The organism is Bilifractor sp. LCP21S3_F8 (assembly GCF_052117805.1).
GTDB lineage: Bacteria > Bacillota > Clostridia > Lachnospirales > Lachnospiraceae > Bilifractor.
The window spans coordinates 13,383-28,074 of record NZ_JBQKIK010000009.1; the positions used below are offsets into that span (position 1 = coordinate 13,383).

General features: G+C 50.2%; 11 protein-coding genes. 2 read left to right on the plus strand and 9 right to left on the minus strand.

Annotated features, from left to right (window positions below):
- Positions 1–309: 309 nt before the first annotated feature.
- Positions 310–939, plus strand: a complete 630-nt coding sequence (locus ACTQ3A_RS06075) for a hypothetical protein (RefSeq protein WP_441494417.1) — start codon at positions 310–312, stop codon at positions 937–939.
- A 192-nt stretch (positions 940–1,131) separates the two neighbouring features.
- Positions 1,132–3,138, plus strand: coding sequence for an LCP family glycopolymer transferase (locus ACTQ3A_RS06080; protein ID WP_441494418.1), 2,007 nt, complete (start codon positions 1,132–1,134; stop codon positions 3,136–3,138).
- 186 nt (positions 3,139–3,324) lie between these two features.
- Here ACTQ3A_RS06080 and ACTQ3A_RS06085 read toward each other — a convergent pair whose 3' ends face one another.
- The 9 genes from ACTQ3A_RS06085 to lon form a co-directional block, all read right to left on the minus strand.
- Positions 3,325–4,989: an ATP-binding protein gene (locus ACTQ3A_RS06085; RefSeq protein WP_441494419.1), complete on the minus strand. Its 1,665-nt coding sequence runs from the start codon at positions 4,987–4,989 to the stop codon at positions 3,325–3,327.
- Between the two features lie 16 nt (positions 4,990–5,005).
- Positions 5,006–5,683: a response regulator transcription factor gene (locus ACTQ3A_RS06090; RefSeq protein WP_441494420.1), complete on the minus strand. Its 678-nt coding sequence runs from the start codon at positions 5,681–5,683 to the stop codon at positions 5,006–5,008.
- Between the two features lie 258 nt (positions 5,684–5,941).
- The gene (gene phoU / locus ACTQ3A_RS06095; RefSeq protein WP_441099748.1) at positions 5,942–6,643 is read right to left on the minus strand and encodes a phosphate signaling complex protein PhoU; all 702 of its coding nucleotides are present in this window, start codon (positions 6,641–6,643) and stop codon (positions 5,942–5,944) included.
- A gap of 99 nt (positions 6,644–6,742) precedes the next feature.
- Positions 6,743–7,495 carry a phosphate ABC transporter ATP-binding protein PstB gene (gene pstB, locus ACTQ3A_RS06100; protein ID WP_441099747.1) on the minus strand — a complete coding sequence of 251 codons (753 nt, stop codon included), beginning with the start codon at positions 7,493–7,495 and terminating at the stop codon, positions 6,743–6,745.
- A 169-nt stretch (positions 7,496–7,664) separates the two neighbouring features.
- On the minus strand, positions 7,665–8,528 hold the full coding sequence (gene pstA, locus ACTQ3A_RS06105; RefSeq protein ID WP_441494421.1) for a phosphate ABC transporter permease PstA: 864 nt from the start codon (positions 8,526–8,528) through the stop codon (positions 7,665–7,667).
- 14 nt (positions 8,529–8,542) lie between these two features.
- Entirely contained in the window at positions 8,543–9,376 is an 834-nt protein-coding gene (gene pstC / locus ACTQ3A_RS06110; protein WP_441494446.1) for a phosphate ABC transporter permease subunit PstC, read from the minus strand.
- A gap of 372 nt (positions 9,377–9,748) precedes the next feature.
- Positions 9,749–10,717, minus strand: coding sequence for a phosphate ABC transporter substrate-binding protein (locus ACTQ3A_RS06115; RefSeq protein ID WP_441494422.1), 969 nt, complete (start codon positions 10,715–10,717; stop codon positions 9,749–9,751).
- A 605-nt stretch (positions 10,718–11,322) separates the two neighbouring features.
- A complete protein-coding gene (gene tsaA, locus ACTQ3A_RS06120) occupies positions 11,323–12,021 on the minus strand; it encodes a tRNA (N6-threonylcarbamoyladenosine(37)-N6)-methyltransferase TrmO (protein ID WP_441494423.1) in 699 nt (232 codons plus the stop codon).
- Between the two features lie 39 nt (positions 12,022–12,060).
- Positions 12,061–14,568: an endopeptidase La gene (gene lon / locus ACTQ3A_RS06125; protein ID WP_441494424.1), complete on the minus strand. Its 2,508-nt coding sequence runs from the start codon at positions 14,566–14,568 to the stop codon at positions 12,061–12,063.
- Between the last annotated feature and the right edge of the window lie 124 nt (positions 14,569–14,692).

The following is a 14,692-nucleotide window of genomic DNA, read 5'->3' on the forward strand; positions in this document are numbered from 1 at the left end:
GTTTCCAGATGCCCAACCCGGTGGATACATCGTCCTGGAAAACAAGTATTCTTCGCCGAAAATCAGATATAGTTCGCTGCAGCACTCAGCCTTAACCGCTTCGTCTGACAGTGCAAAATACGTTCAAAAATTGACATTGATACAAGGCAATGCTAGAATTTTCTTATCTTATCCGGCTTTATCTCCTATATAAATGTAAATAGCGATAAACAGCGCCGTACCTTCACCTGCTTCCAGTGGTTGGTATCCGCTGGACTGGAAATACTCAATGGCTTATATTTCAGATTATTACCAAGGGGGCTCATTCACATGGACAACATTCTACCGTTTCTGATCAAGTGGTCCGGCGTCATCTTAAGTGTGCTGATACTTCTGATATCGATCATCAGCACGGCAACTGCCGGCGTGACCCGATATGAAAAGCAGATGTCGAAGGACAAGGATCCGTCTCATTATATTATGCGTAATCCGCTGAGCGGTGTATTTATCGGCTTCAGTATATTGCTATTGGGCTGTGTCATAGAGATTTTTATCGGATGGCTGGCACTGAAGGGTGATTCTCAGAGACAGATAATTGCCATCGCAGTGGAGCTTGTCTGTGCCTTTGTCACCGGACTGATTTTTTTCCTGATGCAGAGAAAGGCCCTCTGTGAAAGGGTTTTCGTCGAGGGCAATACCATCCGCTACCAGGGATCTTTCGGAAAACCGGAAATCACTGCTTTTGATCAAATCCGCACCGTGAAGAAGGAGAATGCTGAAGACGCGATGCACGCGAAAAGCCTGACCATCCGCCCGAACAATGGCGGCCGTTTCAAGGTGAGAAACACCATGTCCAATTACATGAAGTTTGCCGAGCAGATTGAGCGCGATGTCAAGCTTCCGGATCTGACAAAGAAGAGGCGCCGCGATACACCGGAAGATGCGGACACTGAGGAATAATCTCACAATTCCTCTGCCGGGAATCATCAGAAAGCATACATGGCAGTCCCTCGTTCAGGGAAGCATCCGATAGCGTACGCGGCAGTTCCAAGGATCGAAATGGCTAGGAAATACCCACAGGTACATCTGCGAACAGACATTCTGAGGGAACAGGCAGTGTTTCTGCCTACAACAGCGAAAGGTTTTTATTTTATGAACAACAGAGACGATGAATATCTCAGTGGGGCGACGCGGGAAATCCATGTTCCGGAATATGATACGGCATTCACCGATTCTTCCTCTGATTCTTTTCAGAGCAGTCCCGGACAGTCCGGAGCAGAGCACAATCTGAACTATTATCAGCGCATGCGCAATGCGGGCAGCTTCGATGATATCGGGCGCCAGAACAGCTTCCGTGACAGCTATGAAAGCGGACAGGATGCCGGGAGGTTCAGCGGCTATCGCGGCAACGGCGACCAGGCTGCGAGTTTCAGCGGCTATCGCGGCAACGATTACAACGATGCTCCCTATGATGATGAATACCAGGACGATCCTTCTGATGATACCTATGATATCGGTGATGATTATGATTTCGGATTCAAGCCGAAGAAGCGCAAGCCCCCCCGACCGGACAGATATGACGATAACGATTCCTATGGAAACCATTCCGGCAGAGGCGGCCGTCCGACGAACGATTATGACGATGATTACGGCAGGCGTCCACGGAGGAAGCGCAGACATCCGGTCCGCCGTTTCTTCCTGACGCTTCTGGGTATTATTCTTGTCCTCATTGTCCTTGTGGCTGTTTTTCTCCATATTGCATTCAGCAGGATGAACCGCGTGGAACCCGTAGCGGATACGACCGCGGATAAAGCAACGGAGGCTGCCGGCGTAGATGCCTATGAGGAGCGCGGCGTCATGAATATTCTCCTCGTCGGAGAGGATGCCAGGGAGGGAGAAACCCAGACCCGTTCAGATACCATGATCATCTGCAGCCTTAATGCAAAAACGCGGCAGATCACTCTGGTCTCTCTGATGCGTGACACCTATGTGCCCATTGCCGGCACAGATTATTCCGCAAAGCTGAATGCCGCCTATGCCGCAGGAGGGCTGGAAACTCTCGATGAGACAGTTCAGGAGAACTTCGGCATTGACATCGACGGAAACGCGGTTGTAGATCTCGACGGCTTCCTGGAGGCCATAACCTCTGTGGGAAATCTGGACATAGACCTGACCTACGACGAGGCGACCTACATGAACGCGAATGAGGGCCTAGGCTCCAGTGTGGACAACGCCCAGGTGGACGAACCCTGGGGGCTCGTAGAGGGAGTCAATTCTCTGACCCCGGAGCAGGCACTCTGCTACGCCAGGATGAGATATGTCGGCAATTCCGACTGGGACCGCGTAAATCGTCAGAAGAAAATCATCCAGGCAGCATTTGCGAAGATGAAGTCCAATCCATTCCGTATGCTGAAGGTAATGAATCAGGCTGCACCGAGCATCACAACAGATATGACAGACCTCTATCTGACAAGAGCGTGTATTTTTGCTTTTCTGTGCGGATCTGACATGAATGCGGCTACTCTTCCGGGCGACGGCATGTATTATTCGGATACCATCGATGGTCAGTCTGTTCTTGTCCCGGATCTGAATGCCTGCCATAAAGCTTTGATCAGCTACCTTTACGGTTCTTCCGCGGATGACAGTATCTTCAAATCCACCCCGTCAGCCACACCGACACCCGCGCCGAAGGCCTCATCAGACACCGGAAGTACGGACGCTTCCGATAATTATGACCAGACCTGGACGGAGCCCGTCTATACCGTACCGGACAACTCTGGTCAGCAGGCTGCTCCGGATACCGATATCGCAGATATTCCAGCGAATGGAGATGACGGCAGTTCCGGCACCGGCACTACAGACGGAACATATGATAACGGAACGACCGGCACGGATAATTCCGGATACGATAACTCCGGGACCGGCAATGGTGATTATGACAACTCCGGCTACGATAACACGGGAACCGATAATTCCGGGTACGACGGAACGGGAACGGATAATTCCGGGTACAATGACAGCGGCACCGATAATTCCGGATACGACAGCTCCGGAACCGGAAATGGCGGATATGACAACTCCGGTTACGACAATAGCGGCACGGATACTTCCGGTTATGACAATGCCGGAGGTGCCGCACAGAACGCAAATGCCGGGTAATTACTGGAACGTGTGCCCGCTTGGCGCACCGTAAAAAAAAGGATGCAGCTGATCGGCTGCATCCTTTTTCGTCCACGTTGATCCGGCTCTTAACGGTCTGATTTATCTATGTATGCCCTATAGTGGTTTGGACTTATCATAATATAGTTTGGACTTATAATAGTTTGCCCTTATAATGGTTTTGCCTTATGCATGCTTCCGGAAACGAAGGGTTATGGTCGTGCCCTTGTCCAGCTTGCTGCTCACCTTAATCTGGGCATTGTGCAGCTGCGCCCCGTGCTTTACGATGGACAGGCCGAGTCCCGTTCCGCCGACCGCCTTGGAGTGGCTCTTATCTACCCGGTAGAACCGCTCGAAGATGCGGCTCTGGTCCGCTTCCGGTATACCGATTCCGGTATCCTGCACACTCACGATCACATGGTTGGTGGTCGTCGCGATATTCACATCTATGCTCCCATGTTCCCGGTTATACTTGACCGCATTGTCACAGAGATTGTAGATCATTTCCGATACAATTCGCCGGACACCGGTAATGTTGCCGTGAACGCCGGAAAGCTTGATCTTTACATCCTTCTTGTCCGCGGCTGCCTGTACGTGCCTGATCTCCTCAGACGCAATCTGGTAGAGATCGAGCATCTCCCAGTCGAACTCCATATTTTCGTCGTCCAGCGAACTCAGATTGATGATGTCGTTCACCAGGGAAATCAGACGGCTTGCCTCGTCATAAATTGATTTGGAGAAATCCATGACGGTTTCCTCCGGCATACCTCCTCCCATCATCAGCTCGGCAAAGCCTGAAATGGAGGTAAGCGGTGTCTTCAGCTCGTGTGACACATTTGCAGTGAATTCTCTTCGGAAGTTTTCCCGCTTGATGCTTTCCGTCTCATCGAGGATCACAAAAACCGCACCTATTACTTCCTCCTGATTGTCATCATAGGCAGGGTTTGCGATCAGCTTGTAGGTCCGGTTCTCTCTCTGCAGGGTCAGTTCTTCTTTCTTCCCGCTCAATACCTTGAAGATCGTCTCGCGAAAATCTCTGGTGCGGTTCAGCCGAAGGACGCTTCCTGAGGGCTCATCGGTCATGCCGAGAAGCCGCAGCGCCGAAGGATTCCAGGACAGGATATCCGTATTCTTGTCGATGACCAGAAAGCCCTCGGACATATTCTCTGTGATAAGATTAAATTCTTCCTGTCTCTGCTTTGCCGAATTCAGCTGCTTCCGGATCGTTTCCTGCTGCGTCTGCAGCCGGTTCAGCAGCGGTGCGAGCTCATCGTACACCACATCATTGTTGTCGAGATGATCCAGATCCAGCCGGTTCAGCGGACTTAAAATATTCTTCGTCACCATGTTGGATAAAAACAGGGACAGCAGCACGGTCGCCATGAACAGAATGACGGCGGGCCGGATCAGCTTCGCAAGGATCGCCCAGATGGAGTCCTGCGTGACCGCGACACGAAGAATTGTACCGTCATCCAGCTTCTGCGCAAAATAGATCGTCTCGCGCGTCATCGTCTCGGACTTCCGAATGCTGTGACCGCTTCCGCTCTTCACCGCTTCTTCTACTTCCTCCCGGTTGCTGTGATTTTCCATCGTCGAGGGATCTGCCTCATTGTCGTACAGCACCGTTCCGTCGCGCCGGATCAGCGTGACCCTTCGATCTGTATTTATCCGGTTCAGGTATTCCTGGCCCTGTGCCTCAATTCCATAGGACAGTATATTTGCTTCCTCTCTCAGTTCATCCAGCGTTCTGCTTTCCAGAAAACTGAACAGCAGCGCCGCTGTGACTCCCATGGTCAGAACAAATATCACAATGGAAACCCAGAAGGTTGATTTGAATATTTTATGACTCATATGTATTCACCAAGCGTCAGCACGCTTCAATCTTGTAACCGATTCCTTTCACCGTCTGGATGTATTTACCCGCCTCATCGCCGAGCTTTACTCTCAGCTTACGGATATGTACATCCAGGGTTCTCGATTCTCCGTAAAATTCACCCCAAACCTTTGTAAGGAGTTCTTCTCTATGTACAACATTCCCCTTTGCCTCAAGAAGTGCCATCAGGAGACAATATTCCTTATAGGACAGAGAGATATCCTCATTGTCTACCTGGATGACATGCTTATCCGGATTGACATAGAGTTTCCCGACATGATATTCGTCCTCCGGCTCCTTTTTGGCCCGGCCGGATCTTCGCAGCACAGCTCGCACCCTTGAGGTCAGCTCGACGATGCCAAACGGCTTTGCGATATAGTCGTCCGCGCCGAGATCCAGTCCGTTCGCCTTATCGTACTCACTGCTCTTTGCTGTCAGCATGATGACCGGAACATCCTCGGTACGGATATTCTTTCTGATTTTCTTCAGGATGCTCAGTCCGTCCTCACCGGGAAGCATGATGTCCAGAAGAATCAGTTCCGGCAGCGCTTCGTCCATTCCGTGATAGAATGATTTCGGTTCTGAAAATCCCCTTACCTCATAGCCTTCTCTGGAAAGCGCATAACTGACCAGCTTTCTGATATTGTCGTCATCTTCCAGTATATATATCATGATCGGTCTTCTCCTCGTCCCACGGATGTCTGATACCGGAATAATCACCGGGATCATTCTCTTGTGTTTTTGCCATCTGATATAGTTTACATTGTATAAAAAGTAATGTAAACTCCGCTAGGTTTTTTATGTTAATTGTATCTTAAGTGTTAACCCTTTTATCTCGTAAAAACGCCGGGAGTCGCCTCCCGGCTTTACTTCCGCTCTGATTTTTGTGAAAAAACCCGAAGCTTTGTTAACATTGCCAGCTCAACAGATTTATTCATAGAACTGGAACTGCTGGCTTTCCTTCTGATAACGGTCCGTATATTTCATATGAAGCTTTCCCTTGACAATAAATGATACCCAGGAAGCGATGTTCTCTGAGTGATCTGCCATCCGTTCGATATATTTGGCGATCATCAGATAGTTCACATACTGCTCCGTATTCTCCGGTTTTTCCTTGATCCTCAAAATTATTTTTTCCATAATATCATCGAGCCCTTTATCGACGATATTGTCCTGTGTGGAGATATCCTTCGCCAGTTCAATATTCCCGGTGAAAAAGCTTTCGATTGTATTTCCGACCATCTCCCTCATTGTAAGGAACATCCGGTGAAATTCTTCCGGTGCCTCAACCTCCGGCATCTTTGAAAGCTTCACAATGTAAATGCTGATATCACTGCTGTTGTCCGCGATTCTCTCCAGATCACTGATCATTCGCATGTAGGAGGCAATTTTTCTCCAATCCGATGCAAGCGGCGCCTGTTTCACCACGATGCCGATGCATCTCTCCTCAATGTCCGTCTCCATCTTGTCAATGATATCATCATGCTCCATGACCTCTGCAGCCAGCTTCGCGTCTCTCTCCGAAAAAGCGTGGATGATCCGGTCTATAGATCTCTTTACTTCTTTTCCCATCTCGTGAACCAGTACATTGATTTCACGAAGTTCGTCATCGTATTCTTTTCTATTTGCCATTTTATTCGTATTCCTTTTTCTCCATCCCCTGAACCAGATTGTGCGACCCGCCATCCGCGCCGGAAAAATATCAGGCTCCGGCCGGACTCATCCGGATCATCAGCCGAATCTTCCTGTGATGTACTCCTCTGTCTTCTTGTTCTTCGGATTCAGGAAGATATTCTGGGTCTCTCCGGATTCGATCAGTTCTCCGAGAAGGAAGAACGCCGTAATATCAGAGATACGGTTTGCCTGCTGCATGTTGTGGGTAACCATTACAATTGTGTATTTCTTCTTCAGCTCCAGACAGAGCTCCTCGATTTTACCCGTTGAGATCGGGTCCAGCGCACTGGTGGACTCATCCATCAGAAGAACCTCCGGCTCGACCGCAATCGCTCTGGCGATGCAGAGTCTCTGCTGCTGTCCGCCGCTCATTCCGAGGGCATTTTTCTTGAGCCTGTCTTTGGTCTCATCCCAGATTGCCGCCTGCTTGAGGGAACGCTCAACGATCTCATCGAGTGCCGCCTTGCTGTGTACGCCATGAAGTCTCGGGCCGTAGGCTACGTTGTCATAAATGGACATCGGGAACGGGTTTGCCTTCTGGAATACCATTCCTACCTTTTTCCGGAGGATATTTACGTCCATGTCCTTGTAGATGTCGACACCGTTCAGTCTGACGTCTCCTTCAATCCGGCATCCCTCCACCAGATCGTTCATCCGGTTTAATGTCTTCATGAATGTGGACTTGCCGCATCCGGAGGGGCCAATCAGGGCTGTGATCTTATGTTCCTGAATGTCCATGTTGATATTTTTTAATGCCTGATGATCTCCATACCAGAGATTCAGATTATGTGCTTCGATAATATTCGCCATTTTTTATACCTGCATAGATCTCCTGAAATATCCGAATCCGAAGCCGACTACCCTTTTGCCGGCCTTCCGCGTCTTGACGCACGGTTTCATTCCGTACCTTTTCGGATAAAAATTTACAGTCACATATAGACTTTCCGGAAGAATACGGCTGCTGCCGTGATGCTCTCCGTCAGTCTACCTTAACTTTAAGTTTTTTTGCCACCAGTTTTGCGGAAAGATTGATAATCAGGGTGAGGATCAGCAGAATTGCCGCGATGGCAAAGGCCACGCCGAACTCTCCTCTTTCCTTCGCATACATGTAAAGAGCTACGGTAAGTGTGGAGCCCGCGTTTCCGGGTGTTACCGCGTCCTTGATCGAAAGGATGTTGTTCGCCATTCCGGCAGTGAACAGAAGCGCGGCACTCTCTCCGACGATACGCCCGATGGCCAGAATGCAGCCTGTCACAATACCGTCTATCGAGGACGGCAGGACTACGGTGCGGATCATGTGCCATTTTCCGGAGCCGAGTGCAAGACTGCCTTCGCGGTAGCTGTCCGGAACTGTCTTCAGACTTTCCTGTGTTGTTCTGACAATTGTAGGAAGTGTCATGATTACCAGGGTCAGAGATCCGGCGAGAAGGCTCGTTCCGATGGAGCAGAACTGTACGAAAATCAGCATGCCGGCAAGTCCGTAGATGATTGACGGGATTCCCGCAAGGGTCTCCGATGCAAATTCAATCACACCGACAAGTTTGCGGTTGATCGCGTACTCGTTCAGGTATACCGCCGTTCCGACTCCGAGAGGCAGTACAATGACGAGAGTGATCAGTACAATGTATACCGTATTCAGAATGTTCGGGAGAATTCCAATGACTCCCTTCAGAAGGCTTGGCTTGGAACTCAGAAATTTCCAGCTGATGTTCGGAATGCCGCGGTAGCAGATATATCCGATCAGCCCCGCTACCAGCGCCAGGATCAGGATGAAGGAAATGTACATCAGGATGTTGACAACTTTAATTTTTATTCTTCTGGATAATGATATTTTCTCGTGCATAGCCTTACCTTCTGTCACTCTTTTTTGCTCTTGAATACAAAGTTCAGAAGCAGTGTAATGATCATAATGAATATAAACAGTACCAGTGCGATGGAGAACAGTGCCTGTCTCTGAAGTCCTGAAGAGTAGGACATCTCACTCGCGATTGCCGTTGTCAGGAACCGGACGCTCTTGAACAGTCCCGGCATATTCGCAACATTACCGGATACCATCATAACCGCCATTGCCTCTCCGATCGCACGGCCGACACCGAGAACGACTGCGGAAGCGATTCCACTTGAGGCTGCCGGAACTGATACCTTGAATACGGTTTCTGTCCATGTCGCACCGAGAGCAAGACTTGCTTCCTCATATTCCTTCGGAACAGCCAGGAGTGCGGTTTCCGACACACTGATGACGTTCGGCAGTACCATGACAGACAGAACAATAATTGCCGACAGAAGGTTCGCGCCGTCCGAGAGATGAAACGCGTTACGGATCATCGGCACAATTACGATCATACCTACCAGACCATAGACAACGGATGGAATTCCGGCGAGAAGCTCAACAGCTGCCCGGATCAGCTCCGCGATCTTGCTGCTGGCCATCTTTGCAAGAAAAATGGAACACAGCAGGCCGATCGGAACGGCAATCACTATTGCTCCGAGAGTTCCGTATACGGATGTCAGAATAAAGGGAAGGATTCCGAACTTCGGGTCAGCGGCCGTGGATGCCCATACTGAGCCGAACAGAAAGTCCGTGATTCCGATCTTTCCGATTGCCGGAACACCGGATGTGACCAGAAAGATTGTAATGAACAGAACGAATGCGATGGCAATCATTCCGCATACAAAGAAGATGCCGCTCATCACTCTTTCCGCCGCGTTCTTTTTCTTCTGACGCTTTTCGGACAGTGATGGACCTGTGACGCTGTAAAATGTAGCTTTTCCGTTTCCGGACGCATCTCCGTTTCCGGATTGCTTATTCTTATTGGATTCTTTTGCTGATGATATCTGCATATTGCCTTTCCCTGATCCTTACGACCATTCTGAATTCTGTTAAATCTGTAAAAAATTATCGCTGTGCCGTGCATAAATAATTCGCATTCGGCTGCGGCTCACTGTTCGCGTAAATAAATTCTTACAAGCCCGCGCTTCCCGTGTCGGACCTGTAAGAATTCTGCTTCTGTCACTTCATATTCCGTCGCTGTTCTGTTCTATATTTCCGGGTTTATTCTGATCTTACTTGTTCGCCTTGGAAACCGGAACAGCTCCTGCTTTTTCAATCAAGTCAGCTGCCTGATCACTTGTGATGTAATCGAAGAACGCCTGTGCCTGCGGGCTCAGCTTCTTGCTGTCGTTTGTAATTACATTGAAGTTACGCTGAATCTTGTAGCTTCCATCGAGAATGGTGTCCTCGGTGCACGCAACTCCGCCGACGGTAAGAGTCTTAACGGTATCGTTCAGATCTGCCATTGAAGCATATCCGATTGCATTCGGGTTTCCTGCTACGGTCTGGATGACATCACCTGTGGAAGTCAGCTCCTGAGAAAGCTTGCACTGATCTTTGGTGTCTGTGATGGTTTCGAATCCGTCTCTTGTACCGGAACCTGCCTCACGTCCGATGCAGACGATCTCAGCGTCATCGCCGCCGACATCCTTCCAGTTTGTGATCTGTCCTGTGTAGATCTGCTTGATCTGATCAATCGAAAGATCGGAGACCTTGTTGTCCGGGTTTACGATCAGGGCAATTCCATCAATCGCGATGGTTGTCTGTGTAAGTCCGTCCTTCTCCTCGTCCTTCAGGTCACGGCTTGCAAGTCCGAGATCGGTGCTTCCCTCGGTCGCTGCCTGAATACCGGAGCTGGAACCGGTCGGATTGTAGGTAACCTCAACGTTCGGGTACTCTTCCATGAAGGACTCGCTCAGGTAGCTGATAACCTTCTCCATAGAGGTGGATCCGTCTGTTCCAACTGTTCCGGAAAGATCAGATGATGCTGCAGCAGATGCCTCATCTCCGGAGGATGCTGCAACTGTGCTTTCTGCAGATTCTTCTGAGGATGCTGCCTCCGTGGTCTCGGCTGAGGATGCTGCAGCAGAAGTATCTGCGCTGCTCTGCTCCGATGATGCCGATGTGCTTCCGCAGCCTGCTGCTAACAGAGATGCACCGAGAATTCCGGCAAGAACAAATGTCATTGTTTTACGTTTCATTGTCATTCTCCTTCTTCCTTCATGGATGTTTTCTACTTTCCGGATACGAATCTCTTCTGGATTTCTGGTTTTCTGGTTTTCTAATCCTGTTCCTGGGATCTTCTGCTCCGAAAAATCGTGTTCTTTCTCGTATTGAATGATGGAATCGCATCACTCAATGCAGTTCTAATCATGCCATGTGGTATGTAAACAGCGTAACCGGTCATACGTTAACAATAAATAAATTCATTGTGTGCAATGTTAACACCCTCTGCCCGATAAAGGTAAATATGCGCCGAGAATGGCATATTACGCATAAATATAAGAGCACTTCTGAAACGAGATAAAACACGCTGCGCGAGTTTTATCTCGTTATCGCGACGCTCGCCGCACACGAATACTTCGCATTCGGCTGCGGCTCACTGTTCGCGTAAAAAATAGAAGGGCGGCGAAGCCGCTCCGGACAGTCCCGGAGCAGCTTTGCCGCCCTTCTGGCATGATAACCAGTTGCATAAAAAATGTATTTAATTATCGAATCGCTTTTCTGAGCCGATTCCACATCACGGTTTGTTAACTTTCGTGATGCCTGTTATCCATGCCGGATACCGAGATACATTGAAAGATCCTCACGATTTGTTAACTTTCGTAATGTCTGTTACCTCGAGAACATCTTCCCGAACCTTGAAACCGATCTCATAGCCCGCATATTCCATTCCATATCTTCTCTCCGGATCGGCCTGATAAGACGGACGCGGATCCTGAGCTAGTACCTGGCGCAGCGATCCGGCCTTTTCCAGCGGAAATCCGCTGTCCGCAAGAAGCTCTTCCCCAAGTCTTACCTCCAGACGGTAGTCTCTTGTATCGCCGGTGAAGCCTTCCAATGCGTCTTCGTGAATGTCGGCATATGGAATATATGGCTTGATATCATATATCGGCGTTCCGTCCATCAGATCCGCTCCGCTGACATGAAGAACGGGCCCGATTCCCTCCCGCTCTTCAATCGACTCCAGTTTCACGGACGACAGGCCGAGCGCGTTTGGCCGGAACGGGGAACGGGTGGCAAAAACTCCCACCCTTGTATTTCCTCCCAGCCTTGGCGGACGCACCGTCGCATGCCAGCCGCTGTCTCTGTTCTCCGAGAACTGCCAGATCAGCCACAGGTAATTGAACCTTTCCAGGCCGCGCACCGCTTCCGGCGAGGCATACTCCGGCTCAAAAATAATCTCCGCCTTTGTGTCTGCCAGTCCGCTCTGTCTGGGGATTCCGAACTTACTCGGAAATTCCGAGGATATTGCAGCGATTCTCCGAATCGTGTATTCCTTCATTCCGACTACCGCTTTCTTCCTTCTTCTCTGCCGGCTCGCTTACTTCTTCTCCGCCGGCTCGTTTTCTTCGTCGCCCTTCATTTTCTCAAAGAGGTTGTGTGCCGGCTTCGGAAGCTCGATTCCGATTGCCTCGCGAATCGCCTGACGGACATTTTCCACCGGTACGATGGTCAGATGATCTCTGACCTCCTTCGGTACATCCTCGAGATCTCTCTCATTGTCCTTCGGGATCAGCACCTTTTTCACGCCGGCTCTCTGCGCAGCCATGAGCTTCTCCGGAAGCCCGCCGATCGGAAGTACCTGGCCTCTCAGGGAAATCTCACCGGTCATCGCGAGATCGGAAGGCACCGGTTTGTTATTGACCAGCGATGTCAATGCGGTGAACATGGTAATGCCTGCAGACGGTCCATCCTTCGGAACCGCTCCCTCCGGAACATGGATATGAATATCTCTCTCCCTGAAATTCAGATCGCTGTTGATGTAGTAGGACTTCAGAAGGCTGGCCGCAATGGAGGCCGACTCCTTCATGACATCGCCCAGCTGACCGGTAAGCTTGATCTGTCCGCTACCCCGCATCGCGGTTGTCTCAATAAACAGAATCTCGCCGCCTGCCTGCGTCCACGCAAGTCCGGTCACGATACCGGCCGGATTGTGCTTCTGCACGCGATCGTGAAGAATTCCCTTGTTGCCGAGATATTCCGGCACATCCTTTTCCTTCACAGTGATCTTCTTTGATTTTTCTTTTTTCTCCGTCTTTTCCGTTTCAGCATCCGCCTTTTCAGACGCCGCCGTCTTTTCAGAAGTATTCTCTGCTCCAGCCGCAGTTTCGCATTTTTCCTCTGTTTCAGAGGATGCTCCGGATTCTTCTTCCATCCGCTTCTCTACAAGCTTTGCAGCAACTACTCTGCAGAGCTTGTCCAGCTGCTTTTTCAATCCGCGGACTCCCGCCTCGCTGGTGTATTCCGAGACAATTCTGCGGATTGCGCCGTCCGTTACACTGAGATCCTTCCGTGTAAGACCGGTATCCTCCATCGCTCTCGGCAGGAGATGTTTCTTTGCGATCTGCTCCTTTTCGTAAGGAGTGTAGCCTGAAAGCTGGATTACCTCCATACGATCAAGCAGAGGCTGCGGGATCGTATCCCAGCTGTTTGCCGTGCAGATGAAAAATACATTTGACAAATCATACGGAATATTCATGTAGTGATCGACAAAGGTGTTGTTCTGCTCCGGATCCAGCACCTCCAGCAGTGCGCTCGACGGATCTCCGCTGAATCCTCCTTCGGTCAGCTTATCAACCTCATCCAGAACCACAACCGGATTCATGGCGCCGGAGCGCTTGATTCCCTCCATGATACGTCCGGGCATTGCGCCGACATAGGTTCTCCGATGGCCGCGGATCTCAGCCTCATCTCTTACGCCTCCAAGACTGATCCGGACATACTTTCTGCCCAGCGCCTCGGCAATGCTCTTTCCCATACTGGTCTTACCTGTTCCGGGAGCGCCGACAAGCAGCAGAATCGATCCTTCCTGCTTATTCTTCAGTGCCATGACTGCCAGCTGCTGCAGAATTCTTTCCTTTACTTTATCCAGCCCGTAGTGATCCTTGTCCAGAATCCGTCTGGCCTCCTTCAGATCGACCTTCGGGAGTTCATCCGGTTTCCATTTCAGTGAGGTTACAAAATCCAGATAATTCTCGGAGGATGCACGGTCGGGATCGTTCGGCTGCATCTCCATATAGCGCTTCAGAACCCGGTCAACCTCTTTTCTGGCCTCGGCGGGCATTCCCGATTCCTCGATCTTTCTGCGATAATCGTTTTCTTCCTCCGCCGCATCCGGATCCATGTCATCCAGCTCCTTCTGCAGAAGCCCGATCTGCTTCTCGATGGCGGCCTTCTTGTAAAAATTGCCTTCCGTCGCATTGTATCTGTCGTTCAGGGCCTCCTGCATATCAACGGTACCCTTGAACCGCTTCAGTGCCTCCTCGATCAGAAGCCCTCTCTGTTTCATCGAGTCTGTCTCCAGAAGCGCATATTTTTCATCCGGACTCATATCCAGGAACTGGCAGAACATCGCTCCCAGTTCATTGATGCTCTTGCATCTCTCCACATAGCCGGCCGCCATCTGCCCGCCCTGAAAATGGGTGGTGAGCTCGGTGATGTCTTTCTTCAGGGTGTCGAGAAGGTCCTTCTCACCCTTGAGCGTGATATCCAGGACCTCGTCCTTCGGTTCAAAGGTTGCCTCCAGAATGTCACCATTTCCAGTGAGGCTGGTGATCTCCACCTTCTCCCGGGTTCTGGCGTGCACCCGGTATCCAACCTTTGTTGAATTGATGTCCAGTACATCTGCGAGCACGCCCAGACCATAGACATCGCTCATGGTCAGCTCCATCTTGCCCTTTGCTTCTTTCATCGGTACGATCAGTACCTTGTTGTCATCAATCTTGATGCGGCTCTTCTCATCCTCGTTCAGTTCCTCAACGCCAAGCTGATAATCGACGTCAGGGAGTATTACTGTATCATATGAAGGTATAACCAGATAACTTTTCATACTCGTTCCTCTTTTCTGCAATCTCCAGAGAAATCAAGCTCTCTGTTGCCGTAACTGTCCCTGCCCTCTGCAGGTGTGTTAGCACTCATTAATATTGAGTGCTAATTATATGTAGTATAGCATA